Below are 16332 nucleotides of genomic sequence, written 5' to 3' on the forward strand. Positions count from 1 at the left end.
AAAGCCACGTTTCATGGCGTAACAGCAGAGTAAGTCTCAACCGATTGCAAAGGTGTCTCGATGGCCAACGTCCTGCGTGACTTCATCAAGCGTGCGCCGGCCAGCCCGGATTTAATGGTTGCGTTGATGCTGCTTCTGGCTGTCGCGATGATGGTCATGCCTATCCCGGTCGTGGTGGTCGACGCCCTGATAGGATTCAATATGGGGTTGGCCATACTGCTGATGATGGTTGCCCTGTATGTCAGTACTCCACTTGATTTTTCCTCTTTGCCCGGCGTTATTTTGATTTCCACTGTATTCCGTCTCGCGCTCACGGTCGCAACGACGCGACTGATCCTGGCCGAGGGGGAGGCCGGCAGCATTATTCATACTTTTGGCGATTTCGTCATTTCAGGCAATATCGTGGTGGGTTTCGTCATATTTCTGGTCGTCACCATGGTGCAATTCATGGTCCTCGCGAAGGGTGCCGAACGGGTGGCAGAAGTGGCGGCGCGTTTCACGCTGGATGCTCTGCCGGGCAAGCAAATGGCGGTCGACGCAGAGCTACGCAACGGCCACATCGATGCCAACGAATCCCGCCGGCGGCGCGCCGAATTGGAGAAGGAAAGCCAACTCTATGGCGCGATGGACGGCGCGATGAAATTTGTGAAGGGCGATTCCATCGCCGGGCTGGTGGTTATCTGCATCAACATGCTGGGTGGAATTTCGATCGGCCTGCTCTCCAAGGGCATGTCCTTCGGCGAGGTACTGCATCACTACACTCTGCTGACGATAGGCGATGCATTGATATCGCAGATTCCGGCCCTTCTGCTCTCCATTACTGCGGCGACCATCGTCACCCGTGTGACTGGGACGGCGAGGATCAACCTCGGTACAGAAATGGTCAGTCAGCTCACGGCCAGCACTCGAGCCTTGCGACTGGCGGCCGGCGTCCTGGTTGTAATGGGGTTCGTTCCTGGGTTTCCCCTCCCCGTCTTTCTGATGCTGGCCGCAGTGTTCGCTGCGGTAAGCATTGTCAAGGCTGATGTGCTGGGCGCCGGCACTGCCGATGCGAAAGGTGGAACTGCAGCGGAGCCTAAGCAAGCCGCGCCTGCGAAGGAATTCCCGATCGCATTTTTTCTAGCGCCAGATCTTATGCAGGCGGTCGATCAAGCCGAATTGCAAAAACATATTGGGCGCGTTTCGCTCCTGGTCACAGCCGATCTGGGCATTATCGTTCCTCGCATCCCTGTCTTGGTTGACGAGCAGCTGCCTGAATCGCAATTCCGAATTGATGTCGAGGGCGTGCCAGTCGAACAGGACGCCTTAGATCCAAACCAGATGGCGCTCCGAGCCGATGTAGCGCACGTCGACTCGAGCGGTGTCCCCCTTAGACGTGAGCCGAAAACGGACACACTCCCGGTTGAACATACCCCTGCAAAGGCCCTTACGGGCGCCGGCACGGAGCATAGGGCTCCCGGCGAACTCCTCGCCTTGCGCGTCCATGCAGCGTTGACCCGCTACGCACCGCGATTGGTGGGCATCCAAGAGACCCGACATTTCCTGGGCCGAATGGAGCAGGAATATTCTGAGCTTGTGAAAGAGGTGCTACGCACGACGCCGATTCCTCGGATTGCCGATGTTCTGCGCCGCCTCCTGGAGGAAGGTATCCCAATCCGCCACACCCGTCTCGTGTTGGAGGCATTGGCCGAATGGAGCGAGCGTGAGCAGAACGTTGCCCTGCTGACGGAATATGTCCGTTCTGGTTTGAAGCGACAGATCTGCCACCGCCATGCCAACACGGAGGGCATCGTGTCCGCCCTGGTCGTCGAGCGCGAGAGCGAGGATGTGATGCGTGGCGCGGTTCGAGATTCGGATGCAGGCCCCTATCTCGCACTGGAGGATCGGCAAAGCGAAGCGATGCTATCACAGATACGTCAGGTCCTTTCGAACGCAGAACCGGGTCAAACCCGCCCTATTCTGTTGACGTCGATGGATGTCCGACGTTTCGTCCGCGGCTTTCTGACGCGAAACGGGGTTGATCTCGCCGTGCTGTCTTATCAAGACCTCGCCTCCGACTTTACAATTCGCCCCGCAGGATCCGTCACACTCCCGCACGGATCGAACAGCGGATTGTTAGAGTAGTCCCACCTTTCCTAACTGAACGCCACGCGCCTCCCCGATAACTGAGAGATAACATGAATAGTAATACAGTTTCTCCATCGCCTATGTTTCTGCGCCGGAACTCACTTCTTTTTGCCGTACTCGCCATTCTGCCTTTGGGCGGTTGCGCCAGCTGGCAAAAGCCGGCTCTTTCCGTGCAGGAGACATCTTCCCCCGAGTTGCTCAGCGCCGATCAAATCGATCCGGCTATGCGCGAACGCATTTTGCGCGAAGTTGGTCAGGATGTTCAAGAGCGGGCTTTGCGGGATGAGGTGAAGCAGCACCCGGACAATGTTGATGCGGCGATACGACTTACAAATGCCTTGGTGGGCCAGAAGCGCCCGCACGAAGCGGTTGAGGTGCTCGACAGCGTCTTGGTTGCAGCCCCAGGAAACGTACGTGCATTGAATGCGAAGGGCGTGATTTTGGACATTGAGGGGCGGCATGACGCGGCACAGGCCCTGTATCGGCGAGCTCTCGAAAACGAGCCAGGCAATCAGATGGTGCAGCATAACTTCAATCTGTCGCTTGCCTTTAACGGCAAGTCCAAACAACCAAGGTTAGCACGATCGCAATAGGTGGGCACAGTGCATGCGCAGCCTGTTCCCCGGCTCGAACACGCGCTCGGCTCCCATCATAGATGGCCCCCTGAAGAGAGCCATATCTATGCAAAACAGTTGCTCCAGATCTGGCCGGCAGAGATCGGCAGGAGAGCCGGATGACATCACGCGGCCACCCGCAAGGCCACCCGCCTCGCTTCGTTGCCAGAGCGCCCTCTCCCTCGCCGGTCACCGTCTCGCAATGCGGCGACCTGGCTTAAGGCGGTCGACCGAGCGCCCGATGCAGTAGCCATGAATACGTAACGCAGCGATGGACCCGCCGGATCGTGTCGCGCTTGTGCTGGCCGTCCCTGCCATTACAGCACGGTGATTGTAGCTGGATCCTATTCTAGAGGCATCGATGGTGTGGATGCCTTCGATCCAAACAATCGATTTGTTGAATTCGTCCGCCTGAGGAAATTAGCTGCGGCGATCCGACTTCCGACGCCTGCAGGCGCAAAACCAACAGCGTGAGCGCTGCGGGTCCGGAGGCAGGCTGCAAAGTGCAATCACCAGCGCTGATAAGCGGCAAGTGAAGAATGTATCGCTCGGGCGACTCCTGTGTTGTGCACGGTTGCCCCGCGAGGTGAACTGTAGCAGCTTGGCAGCTCAGCGTTCACGAAAGGAGAAAAGATTTGGGGCCAAGCAAAGACCGGCTTTTTTGATTGTCTTGCTGTATCGCTATGGTGGGGCGGGCGCGACCGCTCCCATAATTCAATACGCTGCCTTTAGCGATGGACGATGACGGGATGCGTCGCCGAGACTTCAATGGTGGAGGAGCAGCGCACCCGTCGATCCATTTGCTTTCAGCGGCAACCGCCACTATGAAGCGACACTTCGCCCAACTGTGTTTCAAGCTGCCCGGAGAAGTTTATGACAGAAGAACCCCACAAGACCGACATCCTCATCGAGCTCACTGCCGATGTTGTATCAGCCTACGTCTCCAACAACCCCGTCCCGGCGGGGGAGCTTCCTGCCCTGATCGCCCAAGTGCACGGGGCTCTAAACGGCACGGCTGGACTCATACCGGCAGAAGAGCCTGTGCCTGTAAAAAAACCTGCTGTCCCGATCAAAAAGTCGATCGAACCGGACTACATCATTAGCCTTGAAGACGGCAAGAAATTCAAATCGCTAAAGCGCCATCTGGCGACGCACTATGGTCTGACCCCAGACGAATATCGCGCCAAATGGGGTCTGCCGTCGGATTATCCCATGGTGGCGCCGAATTACGCCGCTGCGCGCTCCGCCTTGGCCAAGACCATGGGACTCGGCCGCAAACCGAAAGAGCCGGAAGCCCCAGCCACGGCGCCGGCGAAACGGACCCGCAAGAAGGTCGCAGCCTAAATCCGTATCAACAGTCGTTCGGACGCGCAGCAGCCGTTGGCCCAATCTGCGCGGAATCAAAGGGCGGGGATGAGCCCCGCCTTTCCCGTCCAAGAGCCTCATTTCCAGAGTAATTCATGATGGCTCCAGCAATCCCTGCCGCGGCATTAACTTGCATGCTCCGGCCCGGGTTTCGAGCCGTCAATGCGTTCCGGCGATGACGAACCTTGCCAAGGCTTTCCCGGACCGTTAGCCAGCCTTGCTGAGGCTGCCTGCAGAGGACTTTCCCGTGCGGCGATCCTGTTCCACCTCGTAGTTGATCTTCTGGCCCTCATTAAGGGTCGACAGGCCCGCTCGTTCAACAGCGGAAATGTGGACAAAGACATCCTGACCGCCGTTGTCAGGCTGAATAAAACCAAAACCCTTCGTGCTGTTGAACCACTTCACCGTTCCAGTCGCCATATCCATTCCTTTGTAATAAGTCGCAACTTAGGCAGGCCATTCACGCCAGCCTGATTTGTACACGAGACTTTAGGCGCATCAAAATCGGAAAATTGCAAGGCCCACTCGATCGCCTGATCTCCAGCAGCAACTGCAACATATGCGAGGCGCGTGCCAGACGAGGCGTATGCCAGACGTTTCGTCGTGCGCTGTCGCTCGAACGTTGACAGAAACAATGACACACCTTGCAAACTCGGCACATCTTGTGGACGTGCTCGGGTCGCTTCTCGACTGCGATACCCGCTCCTGACCGGGTATCGTCGGCCAAAATGAGGGTTTTTGTCATGTGCCGCCAGACCGAAAGATCAGGCGCGCAGCGACCTGCACATTCAAACCGGAACCCGCGAACCTCGATTAGCTTCTGCCTGCTCCGAAGGGCGGTAGCCTGCTCTGAGGCGGGCCACTGTCGGGTTGAAAACCAACTGTCGGGTTCGGAACCCCAGATTGTCGGCAAGGTACGCGCCGCCCACTGGTTGGCCAAAGGGCACTGGCTCCTGATCCTGCCGCCATGCTCGCCCGATCTCAACCCGATCAAGACAGGTCTGCTCAAAACTCAAGGCGCGGCTGCGGAAGAAGGCGGCCAAAACTTTCGACGCTCTCTGCGGAACTCTCGGCGATATCTGCCAGCTGCTGGAGCCAAATCAAAAACCATTAATTGCGACAGGTGATTTTATGACATTCATTGCGAAGAGGCCAGAATGAACAGCGGAAGAGAGTAGCAGCTCTCTGGTCGCGGCGAGGTGGATCGTCGACACGATCGGCACCTGGCCCGTGCGGGGATCGCACCGCAGCCAGCACCAGAGCCAGACCTTGACCGCTTGCCTTGCTCAGGCGCCACAACAACGAGTGGCTGGAAGCAGATCCACGTGAACTCAGCGATATCGATCAGACGATGCTTACCCTCATGAAAGCCGATCCCGACGCTGTCCAGCGCCGCGAAATCCTGACCAGCATATGGCGCATCGGATGCCACCGCCTGCACACTCACCATCGACATGCCGGAACTCGGAACCAAAGGCCGCAAGCCTCGCCGGCCTCGGCAAAATGGAGCGGCCGCGCCTGGGCGGCCGGGCCAATGTTCGCCAGGCCCTCTACATGCCCGGCCCTTCGCCCTGCGCTTCAACCCCGACCTCAAGGCAAAATACCAGGCGCTAAAGGCGGCAGGCAAACCCGCAAAGGTCATCATCTTGTTGCGAAAGCTCCTCATCCTAGCAAACGCTCTCCTCAAGGCGCAGCGAAAATGGCCCCTAAAACCCTTGACCGAAACGGATACCTTAGCCTTTCAGGTGAGGCGGGCCGAGATAGACCAACCGCGGGTTTAACTTCGCGAGTTTAAGCTGATTATGCCGATGCAACTCTAGCGCCTGCGCGACCGTTTTAGCTTCCATCAACAAGGCGGCAGGGTGGGAGGAAGTACCCTCCCCTGCCGCGAACAAGCTTTGGACAAAGCCCCACCTTGTCCGTAATGTGATCGGGAGGCCGGGGCGCGGCGGTGCTCAGCGGATGTGACGCGCGAGATCTGCGACCCTACCCATCAGCACTTCCATCGGTCCTCGCTGGAAGACGCGCAGCCAAAGCACCGCAAAAGTGCTGATAACCACAACGAAGCCAAAGAGCGTGGACAGGCTCTCGTCTTTGAAAATGTTTATCTTCATAAGATAGGCTATTCCCGCAATGTGCAGCACATAGGCCGTCAAAGACATCGAGCCGACTGCGATTATTGGCCAGACCAGCTTTCGCAGACGCGGGAGCGCATCCACAGCGAGCATGCAAGCCGCCAAGATGATCATTGCGCAACCGGTGCTGCCCACGATCGAAAGCGTCGTTTCGCTATGAGGTGCGGCTATCCATGACGACTTGACTATCAATGACGACTTGGAAGGCTCAAAAAAGCCGTCAACGTCAGACCACCACAAGGAGGTTTCAGTCAAAGCGCGGGAACTCAGCGCGAGCAAGGATCCCCCATGGCCCAACACGGCCAGCGCGACCCCCGCCAGACCAAGGCGCCAATGCGCTGCTAGCGTATTAAGATTAAGGCGCGCGATGGCCATGCCAGCGATGAGGAAAGGAACCCAGGTCACCGCGGGATAGTAGCCGTTGACCATGAGGTTGAAGACCGGGTCGAGGAGGTTGGGGGCAACCGACAGAAGGGAGGAACGGACTTGCGGGAGAACTAATGCCGTAGCGGCAGCGATCAAGCCCAGCTGATATGCGCTGAGCCGATGGAGCGGCAATACCAACAAGAAGCAAATTCCGTAGTATTCTAGGATGACTTCGACCTGGGTACCGAGGCAGCCCAGGATTGAGCCAAGCGCGAGCAAAACAAGGGCACGAATTGCGACTCTGGCGATGGCCTGTCTACCGGCTATCCCCGACTTCGGCGCCTTGCGACCTGTAATCAGGAGGATTGAAAAACCGGCCAATACGGCAAACAGGGCCGACGGCCGCCCATGGGTTAGTTCCATCAGAAACCCGACTAGTCCTCCTTCGCCGGGGTCGGGACCGAGATGGGCGGCATACATCCCGAAGACAGCCAGGCCCCGAGCGAGGTCGATGCCGACCAGCCGATCTACTACCGACCCATTCCTAGCGTCGGCAACCGGTGCCTTCATTACCATGGTAGATTCCCTTGTTGGGTGTGTGGATCGCGGGAGCCGCGATAGGAGAGCCGGTCGGCTGCTGCCGTCGCCTCGTGAAAGGGTTCAAAACATCGCGCCATCTGGCGCATCGAGCCGGCGACAGAGCTGTTCAGCCATTAGCCTGGGGTAAGAACAACAGATCGGCTCACAAAGCCTGTGTCACGGACCTGAAAAGTGGTGTCGCGGAACCGTCGTTTTTTGCATGATGGCTAAGCCGAGAGATCCACTGCACCGACGAGAGACTCAGCGACGTTGGATATCCGATCAGTACGCCGCGGCTCCGCCGGTGACGATCACCCCGGGTGTCAAGGCCAGGGCGTAAACCTGCCATAATCTGTGGTGGTGCGCCCGCGACCAATCCGTTCGACAAAGCTCGGCGCATGGTCGAGCCAATCATATTCTTCCATGTGGCTGTTGCCTGAAAAACCGAAGACGCCGTTCGCTGGTCCAGCTGTTCCAGACCTCGGCCTGCGTCGGTCGTTAGAACCGGCGCGCCTGTTTCCCAAATCAATTTGCTGATGCAGCCGCCGGGGGTCACATTGAGCAAAAGTGCCGAGGTCAGGACGGGTTTCATAGGGGCTCTTCGTTTGGCTTTGTTAACGACCCCTTTCTTGCAAGTTGTAGCTGACAGCAGCCTGAAAGCTCCCCAAATAATTCGCTGCCGCCGGTTCAGCCTATTGTCAGCTTCGACCAATAAGATGGGAGCCTTGCCCTCATACCGGAGCTCGGCAGCATGATGCGAATACTGCTCACTGAAGACGATAAGGACCTTGGAAGTGCTATGCACGATCATTTGGTGGCTGGTGGCCACGCGGTCGACTGGGCCAAGAACCTGTCCGAAGCGCGCGATTATGCAGCTGTGGTCGGCTACGACCTTATTTTGCTCGACGTTCACCTGCCGGACGGCAATGGGATCGACTATCTGCGGGAGCTGATCAAGGAACTTGAATCGGCACCGGTCATCATTCTGACAGCCTGCGATCGGATTTCGCATCGCATCGAGGGCTTCAACGCTGGAGCCGACGACTATTTGGTCAAGCCGTTCGATCTGGGGGAACTCTCAGCGCGTATCCATGCAGTGGCACGTCGCCATGGGCATTTTCCGGAGCCGCAATTTTCGGTTGGGACGCTTTCCATACAGGCAGCCGAGCGACGCCTCTTCCGCGACGGGCAGGAGGTCTACCTGACTTGACGCGGATGGGCGGTGCTCGACTACCGTCTGCCCCAGCCCTGCACGGTCGTTTCAAAAGGGAAGATCGTGGACGCGCTTTTCGGCAGACGGCGCTGATTCATACTCTAAAAGAAAATTCGGCTTCCAGTTGCCTTGGCCATGACTGCCCTTCCCGAGAGATGGGTGACATTTCATTCCGGATAGATGGGTTACACTTTCGGCCCTTTGCAAGGAGAGCAAGGTGCCTTGGAAGGAGTGTAACGTCATGGAAGAGCGGCTGAAGTTCGTCGCCCGGCTGCTGGACGGCGAGAAGATGGCGGTGCTTTGCCGGGAGTTCGATATCTCGCGCAAGACCGGCTACAAGATCCTCACGCGCTACAATGATAGCGGCCTGGAGGGGCTGACGGACCGATCGCGGCGGCCCTATCGCCACGCCAATCAGCTTCCGTTTCAAATCGAGAAGCTGATTGTGCGCCTCAAGCAAGACAAGCCGACATGGGGTGCGCCGAAGATACGCGAGCGGCTGGCCCGGCTGTATCCGGATGTGCACCGGCCCGCGATCTCGACGGTGCATATGCCGTGCTCGACCGCCACGGCATGGTCGAGCGCCGCAAGCGCAGGCGCAACAGGGCGACGGGGACACCACTTTCAAACGGCTGTCGCCCTAACGATCTTTGGTGTGCCGACTACAAGGGCGAGTTCGGCAGAGAACACGGCCGGGACAGGGGATCACAAACACTTGACCGTTCCAGACCCTGGCAGTGGCGCATCGATTGACCGTTGGCTCTGTTCGTGGGCACCGAAAATAGGGCCTTCTTGGTCCTCGGCAGAGAATATGGCCCGGACGGGGGATAACAAACACTTGACCGTTCCAGACTCTGGCAGTGGCGCATCGATTGACCGTCGACTCTGTTCGCGAGCGCCGAAAATACGGACGACCCCTATGGTCAAAGTGCACTTCTGACCTGCTAGGCACTGTTCGATAACTGGAGGCACCCGCTACGGTGCCCTCGTATTTAAGACACCTGTCAGTTTCAAGCCTGGACATTGACGCGTGGCGCGGCTGCCATTCGTTGACCGCCACGTCGAATTGCCCGCCAACCAGTGTACAGCCGCCGGTGGTCACATTGAGCAAAAGTGCCGAGATCAGGAGGGGTTTCATAAGGCCTCTTCGTTTGGCTTTGTTAACGACCCCTTTCTTGCAATTGTAGCTGACAGCAGCCTGAAAGCCCCCAGATATTCGCTGGCGCCGGTTCAGCCTACTGTCAGCTTCGATCAATAAGGCAGGAGCCTTGCCCTCATACCGGAGCTCGGCAGCCTGATGCGAATACTGCTCATTGAAGACGACGACGACCTTAGAAGTGCTGTGCACGATCATTTGGTGGCTGGTGGCCACGCGGTCGACTGGGCCGAGGACCTGTCCAGAGCGCGCGTTCATGCAGCTGTGGCCGGCTACGACGTTATTTTGCTCGACGTTCACCTGCCGGACGGCAATGGCATCGACTATCTGCGGGAGCTGATCAAGGGGCTTGATACAACGCCGGTCATCATTCTGACAGCCCGCGATCGGATTTCGCATCGCATCGAGGGGCTCAACGCTGGCGCCGACGACTATTTGGTCAAGCCGTTCGATCTGGGGGAACTCTCGGCACGCATCCGTGCAGTGGCACGTCGCCAAGGGCATTTTCCGGAGCCGCAATTTTCGGTTGGGACGCTTTCCATACAGGCAGCCGAGCGACGCCTCTTCCGCGACGGGCAGGAGGTCCACCTGTCTGGACGCGAATGGGCGGTGCTCGACTGCCTTCTACGCCAGCCCGGTTCGGTCGTTTCAAAGGGGAAGATCGAGCACGCGCTTTATTCATTCAATTCGGAGTTCGAGAGCAACACAGTGGAGGTTTATGTCAGCCGGCTCCGCAAGAAGATCGGCGGGGATAGAATAGCAACCGTGCGTGGCTTCGGATACAGGCTCGTGGTCACATGACGAACTCGAACAGCATGACGAGAAAGCTGATATCGTGGTTAGGCGGGGCAACGCTCCTGGTTTGGATCGCCGCCCCAACCATTGCTGCGTTCATTTTTTGCAATAATGTAAACGAAAGTTCGGATGACTTGCTCCAGGCGAGCGCAAAGTACAGACAACCAGAGCTGATCAAGGTCTTGAATGGAAAACACGTTGATCAATACAATAACCACTTGCAAACTTATGAAAAGTACTGGACCTATCGTGAGCAGGTTATTAATAAGTACGGGGTAGTGCTTATTTCTGAACCGGAAGAGGGTCAGCAGCCCTTCCCTGATGCTCCCCTGAGTAACGGCTTTTGGGGAAACGCTGATTACCGCGTCTACACAGAGGAGATCCAAGACGGCGTGTATCATCAGTTGGCCGAACCGCTTGATGGCCGCCGTACCACAATCGCGAAGGGCGCACTTTTTGTCTTCCTTCCGACACTCGTGCTCCTGCCCTTTAGCTTAGCTGTTTGGTGGATCGTGATCCGGCGCTCGCTGCGGCCAATCGAGGTACTGCGACAGCAGATCGGATCGCGCGACGGCGGCAATCTGTCACCAATGGACTTGAGCGATTTCCCGGCAGAGTTGGCTCCAATCGCGGCATCCGTCAATCGGCTTCTCGATCGTCTGCGGGCGGCTCTCGAGGCCGAACGCGAGTTCGCCGCAAACAGTGCGCATGAACTGCGCACGCCGATCGCAGGTTCAATCGCTCAGATGCAGAGATTAGTGGCCGAGCTCCCCAATGGGTCGGCCAAAATGCGTGCGCGCGGCATCGAGCAAGCGCTGTCGAGCCTTGGCCGCCTTGTCGAAAAAGTGCTTCAGCTCGCTCAAGCTGAATCGGGGGTTGGCATGGCGGATCACGCGATCGATCTTGTCCGATCGGTTCGGCTGGAAATCGACGACCTGAGGAAAAAGCCGCAATATGCCGGACGCCTGCATCTTAACGTCGACGGCTGCCCCACTTTGATGCGCAAAGTGGATGTCGATGCGTTTGGGATCCTCCTTCGTAACCTGATCGAGAATGCGCTGATACATGGACTGGCCACTGTTCCGACAACAGTTTCCGTCCAAACTGATGGAACCATCGCTATTGCAAACGCCGGACCGGTGGTGCCCCTCCCCGACCTCGAAGGGCTTACAAAGCGATTTAGTCGTGGTGCTACTCCTGCTGCGGGCTCAGGCCTTGGTCTACATATCGCTAACATGGTTATCCAGCGGATCGGTGGCAGTCTAGAGCTTGCGTCGCCCGCCCGCGGTCGCAATGATGGTTTCGAGGCGATCATACGAATTCCTCAATGACACCGGTGAATTCGACGACAGTTGGACACAGGGCGGATTGCTGGCAAGGCTGCTGACATGGCGAACTGTACGGCAGTATGTATACGGCGTAGAAATCGTACTTCACACAACGCATTTCGGCCGCGGCAATCAATGCCGCTATCATCGTCTGAGCAGTTCGATCGAAGCGACACGACATGATCGGCAAAATCGAAGGCTCCGCCTCACCGCTCGCTCGATTTCGCCCGGGGAGAAAAAAGGCCATCCGAGAAAGTGCAAGCCGCCGCGCAAAGGCGACGTGTCCAATTGTCTGGGTGCCCCTGTGCGCCGGCCCGATCGGGTTGGCGGGGTCCAGTAAGGACCCGGACCAACCATTCCATTTAGACGACCGGCAGGTTTTAATCGGCGTCCGGATCGCCGTCCCAAAATGCCCCAAGTATACGGCTAGAAAGGCTGCCAACGATCGAGCTTTGGTCGGAGGCGTGCTTGTCAGCGTCTTGGGTGCTTGACCGGCCTTTGCAATGGCCATCGCCATCGCAAGTATCGTGCGTGGCCAGTGAGACCGCAATTTCATCAGCCTGGAGCCGACCGTATCGGTGCTTTTTTATGATTTAGGGATTTTTCGTTTTCCTCTTGGATCATCACGGGTTTGGAGAGGATCTGGTGTTAAGTGCCATTCGGAGCGCCGGCGAACCGCCCGAAATTAATGTGGTCGAGTGATGAAGCCTCCCGAATGCGTTAAACGAGACCCTTTATGGCGGCCCTGGCTGACAACAGTCTGAAAGCTGCAAGCGGCATGCGAAAATGGGGCGATCCTGAATGACGACAGATGCTATCAACATGAAAGAGGCTCGCCCTGAAAGCTGAGCACGCTTTATGCTCAGGCTGCTGACAAGGCCAAAGCAGCGTAAGTGCGTAGTGAAATCCAAGGTCCACATGGGTCGTCGCGCGTCCCATGCGCCTGGGAAGGCGCCGGCCCGGCCAAGCTTTCCCAGCTCGTCCGCATGATGCTTCGCTGAGCGTCAATGGACGTTGGCGCGAGACCAAGGCGTCGTGCGTTGCAATCCGGACGGTCCAGGGTCTCAGGAGTTTCACGGCCTCGGCCCGCTTGGCTGGCCACAGTTGAAGCTCCAACGTACCGGCTGGCACCGGGAAATTGGGCTCTGCGCTGCCTCAACGCTGATGGCACGGTCAATGCTTGCCTACCGATGGGGCCGCCCATGCCGTGATGCTGTCGGTCGACGTTCGCAAACCAGACCCTCGCGAGACCCAGCGAAGGGGCTCGCCGGTACGACGAGGGACCTTACCTCTTTATGCGCGGCATCATTAGCCTTACACGTCGTCCCTCGCGCTCGGGTCTTTGTGGGGCGGATGAAGTCCTGATCGCGGTGGCACTGCTGCATGTTTGCGTAAGACCCATCCAGTCACGATCGCGCTGTCCTTCGATGTCGCGGTGCTGATAGGCGGGCAGATCGGTGTGCGCGGCGCCCGCCAAAGGATCGTCGTCACGCCGGAGGAGGCGAGCGTCATAGCCGGCGCGCCGGCGAAAGGCGCTTTCTGTCGGATGCCCGACAATGTCGGATATCGCAAGTATCAAGGTTGGATCAAACCTTGCGAATCGGGGCTTTCTTACTTGGCACGGGGCATGCTCAGGTATCCGCAAACACCCAATGGATAACGAGCAGACTTCCCATGGCCTCACCATGCCGAAAGTTTCCCGGACGCATCCAAAGATGAGGCTCGCGTCAGGCCCAGCAACACGCTGACGGCTCATGTGGCTCGGCGTCGCGTGCCGATCCACTTTCTCCCAATAGGCGTTCGGGAGACATAGATCCTTCAAAATGAGGAACAGATCACTTTGCCAGGAACGCAGCCCATAACCCCACTCTCCCTACCAGAACTACCAAGCAAGCCCCGCACTCATGGGCTTCGCAGGACGTCCGTTGCGTCCGAGTTGGTCGGCGCGGGGCCGGCTCCGATCCCCGTCGCATGGGAGGACGGCAAGGCGAGGGATTTCGTGCTCGACAACGGCATGGAGGTGGTCGTCATTCCCAACCACCGGGCGCCGATCGTCACCCACATGGTGTGGTACAAGATCGGCAGCGCCGACGAGCCGCCGGGCAAATCCGGCATCGCCCATTTCTTCGAGCATCTGATGTTCAAGGCGACGACCAACCATGCGGGCGGCGAATTCGACCGCGCAGTGTTCGAGATCGGCGGCTCCAACAACGCCTTCACCTCCTCCGACTACACCGCCTTCTATCAGACAGTGGCGCCGTCGGCGCTCGAGCTGATGATGAGCTTCGAGGCCGACCGAATGCGAAACCTCATCCTGACCGACGATGTCGTCAAGACCGAGCGCGATGTGGTCATCGAGGAGCGCCGCTCAAGCACCGACACCAACCCGCAGGACGTTCTCCATGAGGAGATCGACGCGACGCTGTGGCAGAACCACCCCTATCGCATCCCGATCATCGGCTGGATGCAGGAGATCGAGCAGCTGAACCGCGTCGACGCCACCGTCTTCTATGAAAAGTACTACTGGCCCAACAACTCCGTGCTGATCGTGGCCGGCGATGTCGAACCGGACACGGTGCGGGCGCTGGCCGAAAAGACCTATGGCAAGGTGGCGCGCGGACCTGACCTGCCGCCGCGCATCCGGCCGGTTGAGCCCGAGCAGAACACCAGGCGCACCGTCACGCTCTCAGACGCCCGCGTCAGCGTGCCCAGTTTTTCGACGCAGTGGGTGGTGCCGTCCTACCACACCGCCAAGCCGGGCGAGGCCGAAGCGCTCGACCTGCTGGCCGAAATTCTCGGCGGCGGTAACCGCGGCCGGCTCTACCAGGCGCTCGCTGTCCAGCAAGGTATCGCTTCCAGCGCCCGCGTCTATTTCCAGGGCACTGTGCTCGACGACACCAAGTTCGCCATCTATGGCGCACCGCGCGGCGATGCCAAGCTGGCTGATCTCGAAGCGGCGGCCGCTGCCGAAGTTGCCCGCATTGCCGAGGATGGTGTCAGCAACGAGGAACTAGGCAAGGCCAAGGACCACTATTTGCTCAATATGATCTTTGCGGAAGACAACCTGGACTGGCTCGCCAGCATCTACGGCTCGACGCTGGCCACCGGCGGTACCGTGAAGGATGTCGAGGAACGGCCGAATCGCATCCGCAAGGTTACCCCCGAGCAAATCAAAGCAGTTGCCGCCCGCTATCTCGCGTTCGACCGTTCGACCACGGGCTATCTCTTGCCCAAGACGGAGAATCAAGAGATGACGCTCGGCGCTCGGCCCCATGCTGCGATGAACATCCAGGAGGTGAAGTCCGAAAAGGGCATCATCGCCTGGCTGGTGGAGGACCACACAGTGGAAATCGTCAACATCGGCTTTGCCTTCAAGGGCGGCACCAAGCAGGACCCGGTCGGGAAGGAGGGGATGGCCAAACTGATGGCCGGCCTGTTCATCGAAGGCGCTGGCCATTACGACAGCGGTGCCTTCCAGGTGAAGCTCGACCATGCCGGCGCCGAAATGAGTTTGGACGCGCAAAGCGACGACATCTACGGATCGATGTGCATGCTTTCCAAAAAGCAGGACGCGGCGTTCGGCCTGCTTCGGCTCGCGCTGAACGCGCCGCGCTTCGAGCAGGGGCCGATCGATCGCGTCCGCGCCGAGATTGTCTCCCGCATCGTCGGCAGCGAGCGAGACCCTAACGCCATCGCTCAGCGCAAATGGCTGCGCGCGATCTATGGCGCGCATCCTTGTTCAAGGCCGGGAGAAGGCACAAAAGAGAGCCTCCCCGGCATCACGCCGTCCGACCTCCGCGCCTTCCACCAGGCCATTTTCGCTCGCGACGGGCTCCATATTGCCGTGGTGGGTGACATTGACGCGAACACGTTGAGGGAAAGGCTTGACCAGCTGTTTGGTGATTTGCCTGAGCAACAAACCCTCGTCCCCGTCTACGATGTCGCGCCGAAACTCGGTCAACTGGTGGAGGAGAACTACGACCTGCCGCAGACTTCGCTGACGTTGGCCTGGCCTGGCGTGAAGCCTAGCGCGCCGGATTTCTACGCGGCCGTGCTGCTGAACGACATCCTTGGCGGCTCATACTTGACTTCCCGCCTTTACGAGGAGGTACGTCAAAAACGCGGCCTTGCCTATCACGTCAGCTCTGAACTAACCCTTGACTCGCTTCTGGTTACGACAGAGACACGCTCGGACTGCGCTGCCCAAACACTGAGCATCGTGCGAGATGTGGTAAAGCAGATGGCGCAGCAAGGACCGACCGGGGCCGAGCTCAAGGCGGCGAAGAAGCACCTGATCGGCGCCTATGCCATCGACCAACTGGGCTCGACCCGCTCGATTGCAGACCGGCTCCTGGATTTGCAGATTCACAAGGCCGACGTCGACTACAACCAGCGTCGCGCCCGCAGCATCGGTCGGGTGACGCTCAAACAGGTCAAGGCGGCGGCCAAAAAGCTGCTTTCGGCCGAGCCCGCCATTTTGGTGGTCGGCCCGCCGCTGGGCGGCAAGGATGAGTAAAGAAACTCATCACACCTTCCTTCTTCATCGGGGCTTCTCGTGGGAAGAGCGTTGGAGGCCCGTGGGCCAAGCAGATCATGCAGACGCGCGGAGTCGTTTTCGCCGACCTTGCGCGGCATTGGCGGTCCGGCGGCCTCT

At 58.7% G+C, this 16332-nt stretch carries 8 protein-coding genes and 4 pseudogenes; 10 read left to right on the forward strand and 2 right to left on the reverse strand.

Going from position 1 to position 16332, the window contains the following annotated elements:
- Positions 1–60 precede the first annotated feature (60 nt).
- The 3 genes from sctV (at position 61) to EN804_RS28690 (ending at position 4085) form a co-directional block, all read left to right on the forward strand.
- Positions 61–2124 (forward strand): type III secretion system export apparatus subunit SctV, encoded by a 2064-nt coding sequence (gene sctV, locus EN804_RS28680; protein ID WP_024505383.1) that lies wholly within the window; start codon positions 61–63, stop codon positions 2122–2124.
- A 53-nt stretch (positions 2125–2177) separates the two neighbouring features.
- The gene (locus EN804_RS28685; RefSeq protein ID WP_081714429.1) at positions 2178–2720 is read left to right on the forward strand and encodes a tetratricopeptide repeat protein; all 543 of its coding nucleotides are present in this window, start codon (positions 2178–2180) and stop codon (positions 2718–2720) included.
- 894 nt (positions 2721–3614) lie between these two features.
- Positions 3615–4085: a MucR family transcriptional regulator gene (locus tag EN804_RS28690; RefSeq protein WP_024505385.1), complete on the forward strand. Its 471-nt coding sequence runs from the start codon at positions 3615–3617 to the stop codon at positions 4083–4085.
- A gap of 228 nt (positions 4086–4313) precedes the next feature.
- Here the strand turns inward: EN804_RS28690 and EN804_RS28695 are convergent, their stop codons facing one another.
- Positions 4314–4526, reverse strand: a complete 213-nt coding sequence (locus EN804_RS28695; protein ID WP_008874821.1) for a cold-shock protein — start codon at positions 4524–4526, stop codon at positions 4314–4316.
- A gap of 524 nt (positions 4527–5050) precedes the next feature.
- Here EN804_RS28695 and EN804_RS38225 point away from each other — a divergent pair.
- Positions 5051–5267, forward strand: a pseudogene (locus EN804_RS38225) (transposase); the annotation flags it as partial.
- A 794-nt stretch (positions 5268–6061) separates the two neighbouring features.
- Here the strand turns inward: EN804_RS38225 and EN804_RS28700 are convergent.
- Entirely contained in the window at positions 6062–7183 is a 1122-nt protein-coding gene (locus EN804_RS28700) for a DUF418 domain-containing protein (protein WP_128242924.1), read from the reverse strand.
- Between the two features lie 754 nt (positions 7184–7937).
- Between EN804_RS28700 and EN804_RS28705 the strand changes: the two genes are divergently transcribed.
- The 6 genes and pseudogenes from EN804_RS28705 to EN804_RS38865 form a co-directional block, all read left to right on the forward strand.
- Complete coding sequence (locus tag EN804_RS28705; RefSeq protein ID WP_224570033.1) at positions 7938–8396, forward strand: response regulator transcription factor; 459 nt, start codon at positions 7938–7940, stop codon at positions 8394–8396.
- Positions 8397–8640: 244 nt separating this feature from the next.
- Positions 8641–9077 (forward strand): annotated as a pseudogene (locus tag EN804_RS28710) (helix-turn-helix domain-containing protein); the annotation flags it as partial.
- Between the two features lie 619 nt (positions 9078–9696).
- Positions 9697–10356: a response regulator transcription factor gene (locus tag EN804_RS28715; protein WP_127294589.1), complete on the forward strand. Its 660-nt coding sequence runs from the start codon at positions 9697–9699 to the stop codon at positions 10354–10356.
- On the forward strand, positions 10353–11681 hold the full coding sequence (locus EN804_RS28720) for a HAMP domain-containing sensor histidine kinase (RefSeq protein WP_135921826.1): 1329 nt from the start codon (positions 10353–10355) through the stop codon (positions 11679–11681). The genes EN804_RS28715 and EN804_RS28720 overlap by 4 nt, the downstream gene beginning before the upstream one ends.
- 1933 nt (positions 11682–13614) lie before the next feature.
- Positions 13615–14919: pseudogene (locus EN804_RS28725) on the forward strand (pitrilysin family protein); the annotation flags it as partial.
- Between the two features lie 549 nt (positions 14920–15468).
- Positions 15469–16194: pseudogene (locus EN804_RS38865) on the forward strand (pitrilysin family protein); the annotation flags it as partial.
- Positions 16195–16332: the final 138 nt, after the last annotated feature.

The organism is Mesorhizobium sp. M8A.F.Ca.ET.161.01.1.1 (genome assembly GCF_004792105.1).
Classification (GTDB): domain Bacteria; phylum Pseudomonadota; class Alphaproteobacteria; order Rhizobiales; family Rhizobiaceae; genus Mesorhizobium.

Excerpts from the sequence above, each read along its gene's own strand:
- sctV (WP_024505383.1), top strand. The coding sequence starts at position 61 with ATGGCCAACGTCCTGCGTGACTTCATCAAGCGTGCGCCGGCCAGCCCG.
- EN804_RS28720 (WP_135921826.1), top strand. The coding sequence starts at position 10,353 with ATGACGAACTCGAACAGCATGACGAGAAAGCTGATATCGTGGTTAGGC.
- EN804_RS28705 (WP_224570033.1), top strand. The coding sequence starts at position 7,938 with ATGATGCGAATACTGCTCACTGAAGACGATAAGGACCTTGGAAGTGCT.
- EN804_RS28690 (WP_024505385.1), top strand. The coding sequence starts at position 3,615 with ATGACAGAAGAACCCCACAAGACCGACATCCTCATCGAGCTCACTGCC.
- EN804_RS28685 (WP_081714429.1), top strand. The coding sequence starts at position 2,178 with ATGAATAGTAATACAGTTTCTCCATCGCCTATGTTTCTGCGCCGGAAC.
- EN804_RS28695 (WP_008874821.1), bottom strand. The coding sequence starts at position 4,526 with ATGGCGACTGGAACGGTGAAGTGGTTCAACAGCACGAAGGGTTTTGGT.
- EN804_RS28700 (WP_128242924.1), bottom strand. The coding sequence starts at position 7,183 with ATGGTAATGAAGGCACCGGTTGCCGACGCTAGGAATGGGTCGGTAGTA.
- EN804_RS28715 (WP_127294589.1), top strand. The coding sequence starts at position 9,697 with ATGCGAATACTGCTCATTGAAGACGACGACGACCTTAGAAGTGCTGTG.